A 16,307-nucleotide genomic window follows, 5' to 3' on the forward strand; every position below is an offset into this window, starting at 1 on the left:
CACGAATTCTGCCGCAGTGCAGCGTTCAAAAGCGCACACCTATCTTGCCGCCTGTGCACAGAACCGGTGGAAAACCTGAAAATCAAGCAAGGGGAAGGGTGGAATGGCCGATCCTGGCCCCGCGCCGTGGCCCTGCGACGTGACCCTGCGCGACAGCCCCGACAGGGGGGCTGAGTGCCCCGGCCGGATGCCGCCCGTTGCCCGGCGGCCGGGCCCCGGGGTCGCCCGGCCGCTCAGAGTGTCCGGCGGCACGATCGCGCTGTCCGCCGCGCTGGCTCAGGTGCCGTCTGGCGGCGGGGGCGGGCTACTTTCGCGGACCGTAGCCGGCAAAGGCGGTGACGACCTCCGCCACCTGCGCGTCGGTCAGGATCACCGGCGCGCCGCCGGTCTGCGACAGCAGGAAGACGCGGGCGAGGTTCTCCAGTTCTTCCATCCGCCACAGGGCGCGCGCGATGCTTTCGCCGACGACGGTGGCGCCATGCCCGGCCATCAGGCAGCCGTGGCGGTCGGCCATGGCGGTGGCGACATATGCGGCCAGCTCGGAACTGCCGAACAGCGCATAAGGGGCCAGCGGGACATCCCCGCCGCCAAAGGCCGCCACCATGTAATGGCAGGCCGGAATGGCACGGTTCTGCATCGCCACGGCGGTGGCATGGGCGGGGTGGGCATGGACCGTGACATGCATGTCGGGCCGCGCGGCCATCACCGATTGGTGGAACCGCCATTCGGAGGAGGGAGTCAGATCGCCCTGCGGTTGCGCCGCGCCCTCGGTCGGCAAACGCACGATCATGTCGGGGGTCATCACGTCATAGGGCACGCCGGAGGGGGTGATCAACAGGCTGTCGGCCACCCGGACGGAGATGTTCCCCGAGGTGCCCTGATTGATGCCGCGCGCGTTCATCCAGCGACAGGCGTCGATGATCTCTTGGCGGGTGGCGGTGGTATCGGCATAGGCGGTGGTCACGCGGGATCATCCAGAAGTTGGGCAGCGATATCGGAGCTGGTGGCAAGGTGGGTGGCATAGCCGCCGCGCAGGGCGGCGCGGGTGGCGGCGACGCGATCGGCTCCGGCGGCCACCAGAAGGGCGGTGGACTTCGCCGCCATCTGGTCCAGCGTGACGCCGATCAGGCGATCCTCGTTGCCCGAGACCATGGGCTGCCCCTGCGCGTCGATCAGCCGCCCGCAGATCACGCCGGTGGCGCCGCGTGCGCGCAACGGTGCCAGGCCCGCGGCATCCAGCAGGCCGGTGCGCACGATATGGCTGTCATCAGTGCAGGTGCCGGCGGCAAAGACGACCTTGTTGCATTCGGCCACGGCGCGCAGCTGTTCGGCGACCACCGGTTCGGCTTTCAATCGGGTGCAGAGGTCGCGATCCGACAGCAGCAGCGGCACATGCAGGTTGATGCACAGCGCGCTGAAGCGCAGCGCCAGCGTGGCCGAACAGGCCTCGGCGGCGAAGCCGAGGGAGGCGGGGCGGGAGCCCAGCAATTGCACCACGGTCAGGTCATCGACAGCGACCTGCGGCGCGGCCTCCGCCAGGTTGTAGATCGTCTCGCCCCAGGCGACGCCCAGCCGGTCGCCGGGTTCCAGCAGTTCGGGCAACCAGTCGGCGGCGGCGCGGGTGACGCGTGTGACGGCGCGATCGGGATCGCCTGCGGGCACCACCAGCGCGTCGTCGAGATCAAAGGCGGCCTTCAGGCGGTTGGCCAGCGCGCTGGTTCGAAAGATCGCGGTATCCAGCGAAATCCGAACGTAGTGGCGGCGCCGCGCCTCGGCCAGATAATTCACCACCGAGGCGCGGCTGACCCCCAGCCGCTGCGCGATGTCGTTCTGGTTGAGCCCTTCGTGATAATAGCACCAGGCGGCTTCGACGATGGCCTCGTCCTGCCGCGCGGCGCGGCCGTCCGGGTCCGAGACCGGACGCCCGCGCGAGGTGGACATCGGGCTCACCCGATCACTCCGCCGCCGTCGCGCCGGCCATGTCGGGGAACAGCGCGGCCAGACCTTCAGGCGTGGCCTCGCAGACCCCGCGTTCGGTGATCAGCCCGGTCACCAGACGGTTGGGCGTGACGTCGAAGGCGGGGTTGCCGCCGGGCGTGCCCTCGGGAGAGACGCGGACACTGGCGAATTTCCCGTCCGGTCCGATGCCCTGGATATGGGTCGTCTCGGTGGCGTTGCGTTCCTCGATCGGGATCTCCGCCACGCCGTCGGTGACGGTCCAATCGATGGTGGGCGAGGGCAGGGCGACATAGAAAGGCACGCCGTTGTCCTTGGCTGCCAGCGCCTTGAGGTAGGTGCCGATCTTGTTGCAGACATCGCCGCGCCGGGTGGTGCGGTCTGTGCCCACGATCACCAGATCGACCTGCCCGTGCTGCATCAGGTGCCCGCCGGCATTGTCCACGATATAGGTGTGGGAAATGCCGTGGCTGCCCAGCTCCCACGAGGTCAGGGCGCCCTGGTTGCGCGGCCGGGTCTCGTCCACCCAGACATGCAGCGGAATGCCGGCGTCATGGGCCTGGTACATCGGGCTGGTGGCGGTGCCGAAATCGACAGTGGCCAGCCAGCCGGCGTTGCAATGGGTCAGGATGCGCACAGGTTCGCCGGCCGGTTTGGCGGCGGCGATCTTGCGGATGATCTCCAGCCCGTGCTGCCCGATGCGGCGGTTGATCTCCACATCCTCGTCGGCGATCTCGTGCGCCAGGGTCAGGGCCGTGGCGGCGCGGTCGCTCTCGGCCACCGGGCGCAGGGCGGCGCGGCAGCGGTCGAGCGCCCATTTCAGGTTGATCGCCGTGGGCCGCGTTTCGTGCAGGAAATCCCAGGCCCGGTCCAGATTGGCATCCGAAGCGTCCTGCGCCATGGCCAACGCCATGCCATAGGCCGCCGTCGCGCCGATCAGCGGTGCGCCCCGCACTCGCATCTCGACGATGGCGGTGGCGTAATCTTCCAGCGTGTCAACCTGCTGGATGCGGAACTCATGCGGCAGCCAGCGCTGGTCGATGATCTGCAACGCGCCCTTGTCCGCGTCCCACCACAGGGAACGATAGGGGGTTCCGTTGACCTTCATAGCACGTCCTTTCCGTTATGCTGGCGCGCCAGGTCCGTCAGGGCGCGCGGGCTGTCGATCTTGGCCGCGTTCAGGATCAGATCGCGCCCCATCATCAGGTTGCGCGCCTCCAGCGGGGCGCGAATGGCGGGGTCGGCGATCTCTTCGAAATCGGCGTTATGCGCGAGAGAAAGGCAGCGGCGGTGCATCTCGATCCCGCAGATGGACACCGCATCCTGCCAGATCTCGGCCAGCAGTTCGGTGCGCGCGGCGGCCGAGCTGTGGCCCTGATCCTCGAACAGGGCAGCGGGGTAGAGCATCCCTGTCCGCTCGTTGTCCCACAGGCGGGTGAATTCGGCCTCATAGGCAGCAAAGGTGCCCTCGATCACCTCAAGCAGCCAATCCTGATAGGCGGCCAGATCATCGCCGCGATGGCCCGGCTGGCTGAAATAGGCCATCAGGTAATTCGCCGTCAGCATCCCGATGTCAAAGCCCAGCGGGCCGTATTGCGCGAATTCGGGGTCGATGACGCGCACGTCATCCTCGGTCGCCATGACAGAGCCGCTGTGCAGGTCGCCATGGAGCAGCGTTTCGGTATTGGCGGAGAATTTCAGCAGCATCCGCTGCGCCCGCGCCTTCAGCGCCGGATCGTCGCGCAGGATCTTGATCACCGGGTCAAGACCGGGGGTGTGGTTGTTCAGCTCTGCCTCGAAATAGGGATCGGTGAAGACCAGCCCCTCGGTGATGGCGGGGATTTCCACATTGCCGGAGAAGAGGCCCACATCGGCCTTCTTGTCCGCGCTTTTCATCGACAGTTCCGACCCGCGAAAGCCGGTGCGGGCGCAGAACAGGCCCAGCCGTTCGGCCAGCCCGTCGACGCGTTCGCCGGCGATCAGCTTCTGGCGCAGGATGCGATGCGGGGACAGGAATTCCATCACCACCAGCGCCTGCGTCTCGTCGAAATGCCAGACCTCGGGTACGGCGCCGGGATCGCGCGCGGCCTCCCGCGTCAGGGCGTGGTATTCGTAGAAGGCGCGGTACAGCGGCAGCGGCCAGCTGTCGCCCACCAGCCGCACGTAGGGCAGGGCCTGTTTGACGATGGCAGCGCCCTGCGGCCCCTTGACGATGAACACAAGGTTCAGATTGCCGTCGCCGACCTCCTGCACGTCCCATTGCGTGGGATCGGGACCGACCTTTCCGGCCAGCAGGTCGATCCCCGCGAGCCGCGCGCCCAGCGTTTCGGCCGTCAGCGGTTCATACGCATCCTTGGCTGTCATGCGACGATTCTCCTCCGGTTTTTCGCGAACATTCCATCACGTTCTACAATAGTCAATCCAATTGACAAACGACAGTCGGGGCGGAATATAGGGCGTCGCAGCCCCTGTTTCGGGCCGCGATACCTGGAGGGGGCCCGGAGGGGGAATGACGGATACAGCCTGTAAAATCAGGGATCTGAAGAAATCGTTCGGCCAGAATCATGTTCTGCGCGGAATCGATCTGGACCTGCACCCGGGAGAGGTGACCGTCCTGATGGGGGCCAATGGCGCGGGCAAGTCCACGCTGGTCAAGGTGCTGTGCGGCTATCACGGCCGCGACGCCGGCACGATCGAGCTGGGCGGCCAGCCCTATGAGCCCGTGGATGCCGCCGATGCCATCGGCAAGGGCGTCGTGACGGTGCACCAGAACATCAACGACGGCGTGATCCCCGATCTGGACGTGGCGACCAACCTGACCCTGGACCGTCTGACAGGGTCGGGTGCACGGCTGTTCGTGCGTGACCGCGCCTTGCGCCGGGAGGCCACCCGCGTGGCCGAGGGCATGGGCCTGACCATGGATGTGCGCACCCGCGTTGCCGATCTGGACGTGGCGGATCGCCAGATGATCGCCATCGCCCGCGCCATGGCCCGCGCCCCGCGCATCCTGATCCTGGACGAGCCGACCTCCTCCCTTTCCGCGACGGAGGCGGAGCGGCTGTTCCAGCTGATTGACCGTCTGCGGGAGCAGGGGGTCGCGATCCTCTACATTTCGCACCGCATGTCCGATATCCGCCGCGTGGCGGACCGGATCGTGTGCATGCGCGACGGCGCGATCTCCGGCCTGTTTTCCGAGGCGCCGCTGGATTACGAAGGCGCGGTCTCGGCCATGCTGGGCCACCGGATGACCGATGTGGACATCGATCCGCAGCCCGGCACAACCCCGGTGTTGGAGTTGACGGGGCTGAAGCTGAAGGTCGACAGCGCGGCCATCGATCTGACCGCCCGCGATGGCGAGGTTGTGGCGATCACCGGGCTGCTGGGCAGCGGCAAGACGCGGCTGGCGGAGATCCTCTTTGGCCTGGCGCAGCCGGTGGCGGGCACCATGCAGATCGACGGAGCCGCCTATGCCCCCGGATCCGCGCGCGAGGCGGTGGGACGGGGCGTCTTCATGTCGCCCAAGGATCGCGGCTCCAACGCGGTGATCCCTGATTTCGACATTGCCGACAACATGACGCTGCCGTTTCTGGGCGCGTTCAGCCGTCTGTCCTTTCTGACCCCGCGTCGGCAGGCGCGCGTCACGGACGAGATGATCGCCCGCATCGGCATCGTCTGCCAGGGCGGCACCGACAGCATCCTGACCCTGTCTGGGGGCAACCAGCAGAAGGTGATGATCGGTCGCTGGCTGATCGAGCCGGCACGGGTGCTGTTGCTGGACGAGCCGTTCCAGGGCGTGGACATCGGCGCACGCCGCGACATCGGCCGCCATATCCGCAACTCGGCCAAGGGCCGGGCCACGATCGTCTTCGTCGCCGAAATCGACGAGGCGCTGGAAATCGCCGACCGCATCATCGTGCTGAACGAAGGCGCGATCGCCGGAGAACATATCAATCAGAACATCGACCTTGCCGCGCTGGTCTCCCAGGTTTCGGGACCGGCGGGGCAGAGCGTCGGGGCAGAGGGACGATAATGGGCAACGAACGGCTGCTGAATTTCGCCATCAAGTATGGCTTCCTGATCCTGTTGGCGGCGCTTGTCGTCTACTTCAGCCTGAACAGCAATGGCTTTGCCTCGCCACGCTCGGCGGTGTTCATCCTGCAATCCGTGGCGATCACCGGGATCCTGGCGCTTGGCGTGACCTGCACGCTGGTGGTGGACGGGTTCGACCTGTCCATCGGCGCGGTCGCGACCTCGGCCTTGATGCTGTCGGCCTATGTCATGGTGGTGCTGGAAATGTCGGCGGGCATGGCGATCCTGCTGTGCCTTCTGATGGGCGCGGCCGTGGGGCTGGTCAACGGGCTGTTGATCGTGAAGTTCCGGGTGCCCGACCTGCTGGCGACGCTGGGGATGATGTTCCTGCTGATCGGCCTGCAACGGATCCCGACGCAGGGCAATTCCATCGCCACCGGCATGTCGCTGCCCGACGGATCCAACGCCGAGGGCACGTTCTCGCCCGCGTTCCTGTGGCTGGGCCGGCACCGGATGGATTTCTTCCTGGAGAACCTGCTGCCCGTTCCGGTGGTGATCTTCCTGCTGATCGCCCTGGGCGTCTGGCTGTTCCTGGGGTTCACGCGGCAGGGGCGGCTGATGTATGCCATCGGCTCGAACGAGCGGGCGGCGGGCCTCGTGGGGGCGCCGGTCAACCGCTACAAGGTCATGGCCTACATGATCTCGGGGGTCATGGCCTCCATCGGGGGGATGCTGCTGGCCGCACGGCTGGGCCGGGGCGATATCGCCTCGGGGACCAACCTGCTGCTGGACAGCGTGGCCGCCGCGCTGATCGGCTTTGCCGTGCTGGGCGCTGCGCGGCCCAATGCCTTCGGCACCGCGACGGGCGCGCTGTTCGTGGGGATCCTGTTGCAGGGTCTGACGATGATGAACGCGCCCTATTACACGCAGGATTTCGTGAAGGGGGCGGTGCTGGTCATCGCGCTTGTCTTCACGTTCTACCTGTCCTCGCGCCGTGGCGCGACGGGCAAGTGATCTCAGGGGAACCAAGGGAGGACCCAACATGTTCAGACGCAACTTTCTGAAATTCACCGGCGCTGCCGCCATCGCGCTGTCGGCCGTTCCGGTCGCGGCTGCGGACATGCCCGCGCCGTTCGACAATGCGGGCGAGGTGAAGATCGCGCTGGTGCGCTATCTCTCCACCGGCGATTTCTTCCAATCCTACCTGTCTGGCGTGGAACAGCAGGCCGCCGCCATCGGCGTGGATCTGCGGGTGCTGGACAGCCGCCAGGATGCCGCGCTTCAGGCCGATATGGTCGATCAGGCCATCGCCCTGGGCGTGGACGGGATCATTATCCAGCACGGGCTGACCGAATCCATGAAGCCGGCCGCACAGCGCGCGGTGGATGCGGGCATCAAGGTCGTGGCCTTTGACGTCGATGTCGAAAACGACGCCATCCCCCAGGTGGAGCAATCCGACTACCTGCTGGCCAAGCTGGCGCTGGACCAGGCGATCGAGGATCATGGCAACGGCTTTACCGCCGGCTATGTCTACGTCCCCGGCATCGCGCCACTGGACCGTCGTGACGTCGCCTGGAAAGAGGTGAAGGAAGCCAACCCCGACATCACCGAAGCCGCGCAATTCGGCACGCTGGACAACCCGATCGCCAATTCGGTCGCCAACCAGGCGCGGTCCGTCCTTCAGGCCAATCCGATGATCAACGTCATGTTCGCGCCGTTCGACGAATTCGCCAAGGGCGTCAAGATTGCCGTGGACGAGGCCGGGCTGACCCAGGACATCGACATCTATTCCGCCGATGTCTCCACTGCCGACATCTCGGCCATGCGGGAGCCGGACAGCGCCTGGGTGGCCACCGTTGCCACCAACCCCTCCGTGGTGGGCGAAGTCTCCGTCCGGGCGCTGGCGCTGATGCTGGCGGGTGAAATGCCGGGCGAAAGCATCGTCGTGCCGCCGACGCTGATCACCCAGGATTTCCTGAACGAGAACGACGTCAAGAACATGGAAGAGCTGGGCGCCAAGATGCCGCAGTTCCAACATGCCGACGTCGCCATGGCCGAGTGGATGCCGCTTCCGGCACGCTAAGCTTCACGGGTCCGTCCCCACGCGGGGGCGGGCCGCTTCTGACAGGAGACGCGACACAATGCTGAACGGTATCGACGGACGGATCACCCCGACCCTTCTGCATTGTCTCGCCCGGATGGGGCATGGCGACGATCTGGTCATCGCCGATGCCAATTTTGCCGCCGACAGCACCGCGCGCCATTGCGTGGTGGACCGCCCCATCCCGCTGGCCGGGCTTGATGCGGTGCAGGCCATCGACGTCATCACCGGCCTGCTGCCCCTCGACGGGTTCGGCGATTTCGCCGCGCTGCGGATGGAAATCGACGGCGACGCGCAGGAGATGGGCGAGGTTCACCACCAGGCCTGGGCGGTCCTGCGCCCCCGCCTGCCCGAGGGCGGACAGCTGACCAATTGCCCCCGCCCCCGGTTCTACGATCACGCGAAAACCGCCTTTGCCGTGGTGCAGACGGCGGAAACCCGGCCCTTTGGCTGCTTCATCCTGAAAAAGGGGGTCGTCTTCTGATCCCCTGAACCTGCCCGGCGGCGTGCCGCGCGGGCCCGGACCAACGGCAATCCCCCGCGCCCCGACTGGCGGCGGGAAACAACGGAGTGTTGCGATGCGCAATGACAAGACGACGGAGGACGTGGCGCTCGGTATTCGGCGGCGCGTGTTCGAACACGCGATGCGGAACAACGGCGGCTATCTCAGCCAGGCCTGTTCGGCGGCTGAACAGCTGGCCTGGCTGTATCACGAGGAGCTGAAGCTGGGCGCGCCCACGCTGCCCGCCGTGCCCAAACCGTTCGAGGGTGTGCCCTCGGCCGATAATCCCGATTACCACACCGGCGCGGGCTACAACGGCCCCTTCGCCCCGGAGTTCGACAGGCTGTTCATCGCGCCCGCGCATTACGCGCTGGTCGCCTATGCCACGCTGATCGAAACCGGGCGCATGGCACCCGAGGGGCTGGAGATGTTCAACAAGGACGGCTCCAGCGTCGAGATGATCGGCGCGGAACATTCGCCGGGCATGGAGGTGCACAACGGCACCCTGGGCATCGGCCTGTCTACCGGCGCGGGCCTGGCCTATGGCCGCAAGCGGCGCGGCGAACCGGGGCGCACCTGGGTCTTCATGTCCGACGGCGAGGTCCAGGAGGGTCAGACCTGGGAGGCCGTGCAGGCCTGTGCGCATCACGGGATCGACAACCTGTATGCCATCATGGACGTCAACGATCAGCAATGTGACGGCGCCATGGATTCGGTGATGGAAGTCGGCGACATCCGCACCAAGTTCGAGAATTTCGGCGCCCGCTGCGTCGAGGTTGACGGCCATGACCTGTCCGCCATCCGCGATGCGGCCAAGGAAACGCATGAAGGCCGGCCACTGATCATCCTGGCGCGCACCTCGCCCTTCCACACGATGTCGATCCTGGAGGAGCGGTTCCCCCGGCTGCATTACGTGCGCTTCAAGTCCGAGGACGAGCGCGCGCGCTTCAACACCTCCATCGCCGCCGATCTTGGCGTCGATCCCATCGACTACGCCCATTGAGGAGCCCGCGACATGGTTGAAATGGTTTCCCGCCCCTATGCCTCGGCCTTCGAGAAATTCGCCGCCGGCAATCCCGACATCCTGTGCCTGTCGGCCGATCTGACCTCCTCCTGCGAGATCGACGGTTTCCGCGACCGGCATCCGGATCAGTTCATCTCCATGGGGATGGCCGAACAGAACATGATGAGCTTTGCCGGGGGGCTGGGTCTGGCCGGGTTCCGGCCCTTCATCCACACTTTCGGCGTGTTCATGTATCGCCGGCCCTACGATCAGCTGATGGCCTCGGTCGCCTATCCACGGCGCAAGGTACGGCTGATGGGCTTCCTGCCCGGCATCACCACCCCCGGCGGCATGACGCACCAGTCGATCGAGGATATCTCGGTCATGCGGTCGATCCCCAACATGTCCATCCTGGAAACCGGCGACGCGACCGAGGTGGAAAGCATCTGCGAAGCCGCCGACAGCATTGACGGTCCGGTCTGGTGCCGTGTGCTGCGCGGGTCCGTGCCGCGCCTGTTCGACACGCCGATCAAGGTGGGGGAGATGCGGGTGCTGTCCGAAGGGGACGACATCCTGGTCGTGACCTCGGGCATCACCACGGAGGAGGCGATGCGCGCCCGGTCCGCCCTGTCCAAGGCCGGCCTGTCCATCCGGCACATCCATCTGCACACGATCAAGCCCTTCGATCACAAGCAGCTGCTGGACCACATCGGTTCGGTCAGGGGCGGTGTCGTGACGCTGGAAAACCACGTGACCGAAGGCGGCATCGGTTCGCTGGTGGCCGAGACGATGGCCGATGCGGGCGTGGGCAAACGTCTGGTCCGGCTGGGGCTGAAGGACACCTATGCCCACGGCGGATCGCGCCCCTATCTGATGCGCTATTACGGGCTGGACGCACTGGCGCTGGTGCGTGGGATCGAGGATCTGATGGGGCAGGATTTCGGCATCTCCGAAGATGATCTGGACGCCGCCCGGGTCGAGGATGTGCATTCCCTGGTGAAGGCCGAGGCCCTGTGATGGAGGCGTCGATGGATCGCTTTTCCGTCACCTACCGGATCGTGGCGGATGACATGGCGGATGCGGAAAGCCGCGCCGCCAACATCGCGCTGGAAGACACGGTGGAAATCCCCCGCGACGTGGTGCCCAGCGGCTATGTCGAGGATGTGGTGCTGGGCCGGGTGGAGGAGGTCGTGCAGCAGGACGATCACGTCTTTCGCGCGCGCGTGGCCTATCACATCGACGCGGTGGGCCGGGAATTGCCGCAATTCCTGAACGTGGTGCTGGGCAATGCCTCCATCCTTGCCGGGGTGAAGGCGCTGTCGATCACCCCCAATGCCGATGTGCTGGATCGCTTTCCCGGTGCGCAATTCGGCGTCGCGGGGCTGCGCCGCCTGACCGGGCGGGACAGCGGCGGCTACGTCTGCCCGGTGATCAAGCCGCAGGGCTCCAGCGCAGAGACGCTGGCGCGGCTGTGTTACCTGACCGCGCGGGCGGGGGCCGACATCGTCAAGGAGGATCACGGCCTGGCCAACCAGGATGCCGCGCCCTTTGCCGAACGAGTCCGGCAATGTGCCGAGGCGGTGAACCGTGCCAATGCCGAACGCGCCGATGCAGGAGAGGCGACAAGATCGCTCTATTTCGCGAACCTTGGTGGCCATGGCGATCAGGTGCGCGAGATGGCCCTGCATGCGCAGGAGGCGGGCGCCCATGGCGTGCTGCTGATCCCCGGTCTTTACGGCTTCGATGCGATGAACCGGCTGGCGCGGGATCCCGATTTCACCCTGCCGATCATGGCCCATCCCAGCCATCTGGGCCCCTATGTGCTTTCGCCTGATCACGGCTATGCGCATGGGATGCTGTTCGGCACCCTGATGCGGCTGGCGGGGGCGGATATCTCGGTCTTTCCGAACCATGGCGGGCGCTTCGGGTTCTCCCTCGCACAATGCGAGGAGATCGTGCAGGCCTGCCGTGGTCCGGGACCGGGGGCGGCGATCCTGCCCAGCCCCGGCGGCGGGATGAGCCTGGACCGGCTGCCCGACATGATGCGTCTCTACGGTGAGGATTGCGTTTATCTTCTGGGCGGAAGCCTGCTGCGCTACGGTGACCGGATCGGCGATGCCATCCGGGAAATGCGAAGCGCGCTGGACGGCTGACGCCTGATGCCTTGACCGCAGGGGAGAGGGCCTCTGCGGTTGGGAGCCCCCCCGGCGCGGCGGTCGGCCGTGGCGGGGGGCATTTGAGGTTTTCCCGGCGCGGCGCAGGCCGCAGGTCAGGGCCTCCTGCTTTCGGGCTTTGCGCGCTCCTTGCGGCAGGGCTGCCTGTCGATCCCCGGTTCCCATGCCGATGCCCGTCCTGTCCGCCGGTGCCCATCCGCCGGCCTAGTCAGCGCTCCTTCGTTCTCGGTATGCCGGTTCGCTTCGGACATGCCCGGCAGGTCCGCGAAACATTACCCCCGATACAGCTCCGCATGGACAGCAGAACGGGCGCGGCCTGTCTGGACGCGCCCGCTGTCATGTCGTCCTGAAATGATCGCTCCGGGGTCAGCCCAGCCGCCGCTCTCCGGCCTCGATCCGCAGGGGGAACAGGTTCTCCCGCGGGGGCAGGGGGCAGACGGCATGTCTGGTGAAGGCGCAAGGCGGGTTCACCGCCCGGTTGAAATCGATCACGACGCTGTCTGCCGTCACGTCCTCGCCGAAGATGAACCGCGAATGCGCATAGGTGTCGTCCATCGAGGTCAGATCGCGGATCACGAATTGCGGGCGATCGGCACTGCCATAAGTGGGCAACAGCTGCATCTCGTGCCCGCCCACCGTCAGCGTGGCGCTGTGGGTCACCGGCACCTTGGTGGGAATGCCGATCATCGTGTCTACCGTCAGGCTGATCGGCGCGGGAAGGGGCGCCCACCGCGCGGTGAGGCGCAGTTCCGGGTTCAACGGGAAGAAGGGGATCGGCCCACGTTGTGCCGGGGCCTCTGATCCGGTGTCGCGGATGCGCAGTGACCGCAGGTCGTTCAGCGCCGTGATCTCCAGCAGGAAGCGGTCGGCGGACCAGCTGAACCCGCCGGTGGCGCGGTCCAGCTCCTGCACGGTGCCGTCGGCGGCGGTGAACCGGGCGGTCTCCAGCCCGGTCAGGTCCAGCCGGCCCAGCAGGGCGGGGCCCTCCGCCAGCCGCGCGTCGCAATCCGCACCGTTGCCGATGGTCAGGGTCTGGCCCGGCGCGATCCACCAGCGGCCCTGAAGGTTCAGCCAGCCGTCCGGGGCCGTCAGCTTGGCCATGCGGGTGGCGCGCCAGGCGTCGTGGGCGGTCTGGAAATCGGGGGAAACGCTCATGGAAACCTCATGTGGATTGAGCCGCCGGAAGGCGGGGAATGCTGGAGAGCAGCGATCGGGTATAGGCGTGCTGCGGGTCGCGCAGGATCTGCGCGGTCGGCCCTGCCTCGACGATGCGGCCCCGGTCCAGAACGACCATCCGGTCGCACAGGGCGGCGACGACGCCCATGTCGTGGGAGACAAAGACCATGGTCATGTCGCTGGCGATGCGGTCGAACAGGTTCACCACGCGCACGCGGGTGGACAGGTCCAGCGCGCTGACCGCCTCGTCCGCCAGCAGCAGGTCGGGCCGGGCGACGATGGCGCGCGCAATGGCGATCCGCTGGCGCTGCCCGCCGGAGAACTGGTGCGGATAGCGATGCAGGCTGTCGGCCTCCATGCCCACGGCGGTGATCGCCTCGGCCGCCATCTGGTGGTGATCTCCGTCGATCTTCAGCGAGCGCAGCGGTTCAGTCACGATCCGCAGAATGCGATGCGCGGGGTTGAGAGAGGAATAGGGGTCCTGGAACACCGCCTGCACCCGCCGGCGATAATCACGCATGAAACGCCGGTCGCGCGCGGCCAACGGCTGGCCGTCGAACAGGATCTCGCCCTTCTGGGGGCTGTCCAGCCCCAGCATCAGGCGCAGCAGGGTGGATTTGCCCGATCCGCTTTCGCCGATCAGCCCGACATTGGCGCCCCGCGGCACATCAAAGGTGATGTCGTCCAGCACCGGTCGCGGCCCACCGTAGGAGAAACCGACATTGCGAAGCGACATCATGGTCATTCCCCTCCCTCCAGCGCGGTGTCAAAGCGGCGCGCTGCGGTCAGCAGCTCCCGCGTGTAGGGCTGTTGCGGGGCGGTCAGCACCTGATGGGCCGGACCTTCCTCCACTGCGCGGCCATGGCGCAGCACCAGCACCCGTTCGGCCACCTGACCCACCACGGCCAGATCGTGGGAGATGAACAGAAGCGCCAGCCCCAGCTCGGCCACCAGCTGGTTGATCAGGGCCACGATCTCCGCCTGGGTGGTGACGTCCAGCGCGGTCGTCGGCTCGTCTGCGATCAGCAGTTTGGGGCGGCAGGCCAGGGCCATGGCGATGGCCACGCGCTGGCGCTGCCCGCCCGAAACCTGGTGCGGGTAGGCCGCGACCAGCCTGTCGGGATCGGGCAGGCGCACCTGTTCCATCAGCGCCCGCACCCCGGCCCGCACCGCCGACCGCCCGGCATCGGCCCCCTCGCGCCGCAGGCGGCGGCGCAGGGGCGCGGCGATCTGGCGGCCCAGCGGCATCAGCGGGTCCAGCGCGGTCAGCGGCTCCTGAAAGACGGTGGCGACGGCGGCGCCGCGCAGGCGGTTCCTCTGCCGCTCTGACGCGGTCAGGATCGGGGTGCCGTCCAGAGTGATCGCCCCTGTGGCGCGGATCGCACCGGGCAGCAGCCCCGTCACCGCCAGAGAGGTCAGAGATTTGCCCGAGCCGCTTTCCCCGATCAGGCCAAAGCGTTCGCCGGGCGCGATGGAGAGGGACAGATCGTGCACCAGCACCTTGTTGGCGGTGGCCAGGGTCAGCCCGTCGATGGTCAGCAGATCGGCCATCATGCCCCCCTTTGCGTCGGATCGAAGCGGTCGCGCAGGCTGTCGGCCATCAGGTTGACCCCGATCACCAGCGCAAACAGCGCCAGCCCCGGCAGCAGCGCGCCCCAGGGCGCGGTGTAGACGGTGCCCTGCGCCTCCTGCAACATGCGCCCCCAGGAGGCATTGGGCGGCGGCGCCCCCAGCCCGAGGTAGGAGAGCGAGGCCTCCGCCATCACGGCAAGGCCGAATTGCAGCGCCAGATTCACCGCCAGGAAGGGGGCGATATTGGGCAGCACGTGCCAGAAGACGATGGCCCCCCAGCCCGTGCCCGAGACCCGCGCGGCGGTGATGTAATCCTGGCCCAGCACACGTTTCGTCAGGATCCGCGTCACCCGGCCCACGATGGGCGACAGCCCGATCCCCAGGGCCAGGATGGCGGTGGAAAGGCTGGCCTCTTCCCGGGCGGCGACAACCAGCATGGCGATCAGCAGCGTGGGAAAGGCGATCAGGATATCGAACAGCGCGGCCAGCGCATCATCGACAAAGCGCGTGGCAAAAGCCGCAAGCAGGCCGGTGACGATGCCGATGGTGCCGCCGATGGCCACCGCGCCGCAGCCCACGACCAGCGCGATCCGCGCCCCGATCATCAGCTGGGTGAACAGATCCCGGCCCAGCCGGTCGGTGCCCGCCCAATGGCTGGCGCTTGGCGGTTCCAGCCGGCTGCCGGCCATGTCGGACAGCGCATAGGGCGTCCAGAAGAACGACAGCAGCCCCGCCAGGACGATCACGCCGACCAGGATCCGGCCCAGCCAATGCACCGGCTTGCCGCGCGGACGGCGCGGGGCAGAAGCGGGCGGGGAGGTGTCGCTCGGGGTGCTCATCGCTTGCCCTCCCGCAGGCGTGGGTCCAGCAGCCGTTGCAGGATGTCGGACAGGAAACCGGTCAGCAGCACCAGCAGGGTCGTCACGATCAGCACCCCCTGAATATTCGGATAATCCCGCTGCTGGATGCCCAGCAACAGCATCGACCCCATGCCGGGAAGGGAAAACACCTGCTCCACCACAACGGCGCCCAGGAAGGTGGTCGACAGCTCGATCGCGAAGACCGACACCACCGGCACCGCCGCGTTGCGGATACCGTGGCGCAGCAGCGCGGCGGTGTGGCTTTCGCCCAGGGCACGCGCGGTGCGCAGGAAATCGGATTTCAGAACCTCCAGCATCGCCGCCCGGACATAACGCATCAACGAGGCGGCCATGATGATGGCGATGGTCAGCACCGGCAGAACCATGCTTTCCAGCGCGCGGGCCGGATCGGCATAGCCGCGCAGGGGAAACCCGCCCGAGGGCAGCCAGCGCAGGGTCAGTGCGAATTGATAGACCAGCAGGATGCCCAGCCAGAAGACCGGCACCGCGATCCCCACCTGCGAGACCACCGACAGCAGCAGCCCCAGCCAGCCATCGGCGCGCACGGCGGCCAGGATGCCCAGCGGAATGGCGATCATCAGCGCCAGCACGAAGGCCGCCAGCGCCAGGGGCAGGGTGACGCCCAGCCGGCGCCCGATCTCGTCGATCACCGGCGCGCGGGACACAAAGGACTGGCCCAGGTCGAACCGCGCCAGATCGCCCAGGTAGCTGACGAACTGCACACCCAGCGGCTGGTCGGATCCCAGTTGCGCCTGTGCCGCCGCGATCTGTTCAGGCGTGGCGCCGACACCCACCAGCGCCGCCGCCGGATCCCCCGGCAACAGGCGCAGCAGCACGAACAGCACAACGGCCGCGATGAACAAAGACAGCGCCAGGATGACCAGACGCCGCAGGAGATAACCCAGCATGATGG

16 protein-coding genes are annotated in these 16,307 nt (G+C 67.1%); 7 read left to right on the plus strand and 9 right to left on the minus strand.

The features are described 5' to 3' along the window. Window positions 1-304: 304 nt before the first annotated feature. From G5A46_RS12900 to mtnK, 4 genes are read right to left on the minus strand one after another with little or no spacing between them, the layout of a single operon-like run. Entirely contained in the window at window positions 305-964 is a 660-nt protein-coding gene (locus G5A46_RS12900) for a class II aldolase/adducin family protein (protein ID WP_163849776.1), read from the minus strand. Further along, the gene (locus tag G5A46_RS12905) at window positions 961-1,941 is read right to left on the minus strand and encodes a sugar-binding transcriptional regulator (RefSeq protein ID WP_163849777.1); all 981 of its coding nucleotides are present in this window, start codon (window positions 1,939-1,941) and stop codon (window positions 961-963) included. The genes G5A46_RS12900 and G5A46_RS12905 overlap by 4 nt, the downstream gene beginning before the upstream one ends. 13 nt (window positions 1,942-1,954) lie before the next feature. Next, a complete protein-coding gene (mtnA, locus tag G5A46_RS12910) occupies window positions 1,955-3,064 on the minus strand; it encodes an S-methyl-5-thioribose-1-phosphate isomerase (protein WP_163849778.1) in 1,110 nt (369 codons plus the stop codon). Beyond that, the gene (gene mtnK, locus G5A46_RS12915; protein WP_163849779.1) at window positions 3,061-4,320 is read right to left on the minus strand and encodes an S-methyl-5-thioribose kinase; all 1,260 of its coding nucleotides are present in this window, start codon (window positions 4,318-4,320) and stop codon (window positions 3,061-3,063) included. Before mtnK ends, mtnA begins: the two co-directional genes overlap by 4 nt. 145 nt (window positions 4,321-4,465) lie before the next feature. On the opposite strand from mtnK, the gene G5A46_RS12920 reads away from it, so the two are divergent. The 7 genes from G5A46_RS12920 to G5A46_RS12950 all read left to right on the plus strand — a co-directional run bounded on the left by G5A46_RS12920 (window position 4,466) and on the right by G5A46_RS12950 (window position 11,744). Beyond that, a complete protein-coding gene (locus G5A46_RS12920; RefSeq protein WP_163849780.1) occupies window positions 4,466-5,986 on the plus strand; it encodes a sugar ABC transporter ATP-binding protein in 1,521 nt (506 codons plus the stop codon). Then, complete coding sequence (locus tag G5A46_RS12925) at window positions 5,986-6,999, plus strand: ABC transporter permease (RefSeq protein ID WP_163849781.1); 1,014 nt, start codon at window positions 5,986-5,988, stop codon at window positions 6,997-6,999. Before G5A46_RS12920 ends, G5A46_RS12925 begins: the two co-directional genes overlap by 1 nt. A 28-nt stretch (window positions 7,000-7,027) precedes the next feature. Further along, the gene (locus G5A46_RS12930) at window positions 7,028-8,068 is read left to right on the plus strand and encodes a substrate-binding domain-containing protein (RefSeq protein ID WP_163849782.1); all 1,041 of its coding nucleotides are present in this window, start codon (window positions 7,028-7,030) and stop codon (window positions 8,066-8,068) included. A 58-nt stretch (window positions 8,069-8,126) separates the two neighbouring features. Beyond that, the gene (locus G5A46_RS12935; RefSeq protein WP_163849783.1) at window positions 8,127-8,570 is read left to right on the plus strand and encodes an RbsD/FucU family protein; all 444 of its coding nucleotides are present in this window, start codon (window positions 8,127-8,129) and stop codon (window positions 8,568-8,570) included. 94 nt (window positions 8,571-8,664) lie between these two features. Next, window positions 8,665-9,591, plus strand: a complete 927-nt coding sequence (locus G5A46_RS12940; RefSeq protein WP_163849784.1) for a transketolase — start codon at window positions 8,665-8,667, stop codon at window positions 9,589-9,591. A 12-nt stretch (window positions 9,592-9,603) separates the two neighbouring features. Further along, window positions 9,604-10,608 (plus strand): transketolase family protein, encoded by a 1,005-nt coding sequence (locus tag G5A46_RS12945; RefSeq protein ID WP_163849785.1) that lies wholly within the window; start codon window positions 9,604-9,606, stop codon window positions 10,606-10,608. 11 nt (window positions 10,609-10,619) lie between these two features. Next, complete coding sequence (locus tag G5A46_RS12950; protein ID WP_163849786.1) at window positions 10,620-11,744, plus strand: RuBisCO large subunit C-terminal-like domain-containing protein; 1,125 nt, start codon at window positions 10,620-10,622, stop codon at window positions 11,742-11,744. A gap of 387 nt (window positions 11,745-12,131) precedes the next feature. On the opposite strand, the gene G5A46_RS12955 is transcribed toward G5A46_RS12950, so the two are convergent. From G5A46_RS12955 to G5A46_RS12975, 5 genes are read right to left on the minus strand one after another with little or no spacing between them, the layout of a single operon-like run. After that, on the minus strand, window positions 12,132-12,920 hold the full coding sequence (locus tag G5A46_RS12955) for a DUF1684 domain-containing protein (protein ID WP_163849787.1): 789 nt from the start codon (window positions 12,918-12,920) through the stop codon (window positions 12,132-12,134). A 7-nt stretch (window positions 12,921-12,927) separates the two neighbouring features. After that, window positions 12,928-13,686, minus strand: coding sequence for an ABC transporter ATP-binding protein (locus G5A46_RS12960; protein ID WP_163849788.1), 759 nt, complete (start codon window positions 13,684-13,686; stop codon window positions 12,928-12,930). Further along, on the minus strand, window positions 13,683-14,492 hold the full coding sequence (locus G5A46_RS12965; protein WP_163849789.1) for an ATP-binding cassette domain-containing protein: 810 nt from the start codon (window positions 14,490-14,492) through the stop codon (window positions 13,683-13,685). The genes G5A46_RS12960 and G5A46_RS12965 overlap by 4 nt, the downstream gene beginning before the upstream one ends. Beyond that, window positions 14,492-15,352 (minus strand): ABC transporter permease, encoded by an 861-nt coding sequence (locus G5A46_RS12970; RefSeq protein WP_163849790.1) that lies wholly within the window; start codon window positions 15,350-15,352, stop codon window positions 14,492-14,494. The genes G5A46_RS12965 and G5A46_RS12970 overlap by 1 nt, the downstream gene beginning before the upstream one ends. Beyond that, complete coding sequence (locus G5A46_RS12975) at window positions 15,349-16,302, minus strand: ABC transporter permease (protein WP_163849791.1); 954 nt, start codon at window positions 16,300-16,302, stop codon at window positions 15,349-15,351. Before G5A46_RS12975 ends, G5A46_RS12970 begins: the two co-directional genes overlap by 4 nt. Window positions 16,303-16,307: the final 5 nt, after the last annotated feature.

The organism is Pseudooceanicola aestuarii, from assembly GCF_010614805.1.
Lineage (GTDB): Bacteria > Pseudomonadota > Alphaproteobacteria > Rhodobacterales > Rhodobacteraceae > Pseudooceanicola > Pseudooceanicola aestuarii.

Coding starts and splice junctions, on each gene's coding strand:
- G5A46_RS12905 (WP_163849777.1), bottom strand. CDS start 1,941: ATGTCCACCTCGCGCGGGCGTCCGGTCTCGGACCCGGACGGCCGCGCC.
- mtnA (WP_163849778.1), bottom strand. CDS start 3,064: ATGAAGGTCAACGGAACCCCCTATCGTTCCCTGTGGTGGGACGCGGAC.
- mtnK (WP_163849779.1), bottom strand. CDS start 4,320: ATGACAGCCAAGGATGCGTATGAACCGCTGACGGCCGAAACGCTGGGC.
- G5A46_RS12920 (WP_163849780.1), top strand. CDS start 4,466: ATGACGGATACAGCCTGTAAAATCAGGGATCTGAAGAAATCGTTCGGC.
- G5A46_RS12925 (WP_163849781.1), top strand. CDS start 5,986: ATGGGCAACGAACGGCTGCTGAATTTCGCCATCAAGTATGGCTTCCTG.
- G5A46_RS12930 (WP_163849782.1), top strand. CDS start 7,028: ATGTTCAGACGCAACTTTCTGAAATTCACCGGCGCTGCCGCCATCGCG.
- G5A46_RS12935 (WP_163849783.1), top strand. CDS start 8,127: ATGCTGAACGGTATCGACGGACGGATCACCCCGACCCTTCTGCATTGT.
- G5A46_RS12940 (WP_163849784.1), top strand. CDS start 8,665: ATGCGCAATGACAAGACGACGGAGGACGTGGCGCTCGGTATTCGGCGG.
- G5A46_RS12945 (WP_163849785.1), top strand. CDS start 9,604: ATGGTTGAAATGGTTTCCCGCCCCTATGCCTCGGCCTTCGAGAAATTC.
- G5A46_RS12950 (WP_163849786.1), top strand. CDS start 10,620: ATGGATCGCTTTTCCGTCACCTACCGGATCGTGGCGGATGACATGGCG.
- G5A46_RS12955 (WP_163849787.1), bottom strand. CDS start 12,920: ATGAGCGTTTCCCCCGATTTCCAGACCGCCCACGACGCCTGGCGCGCC.
- G5A46_RS12960 (WP_163849788.1), bottom strand. CDS start 13,686: ATGACCATGATGTCGCTTCGCAATGTCGGTTTCTCCTACGGTGGGCCG.
- G5A46_RS12965 (WP_163849789.1), bottom strand. CDS start 14,492: ATGGCCGATCTGCTGACCATCGACGGGCTGACCCTGGCCACCGCCAAC.
- G5A46_RS12970 (WP_163849790.1), bottom strand. CDS start 15,352: ATGAGCACCCCGAGCGACACCTCCCCGCCCGCTTCTGCCCCGCGCCGT.
- G5A46_RS12975 (WP_163849791.1), bottom strand. CDS start 16,302: ATGCTGGGTTATCTCCTGCGGCGTCTGGTCATCCTGGCGCTGTCTTTG.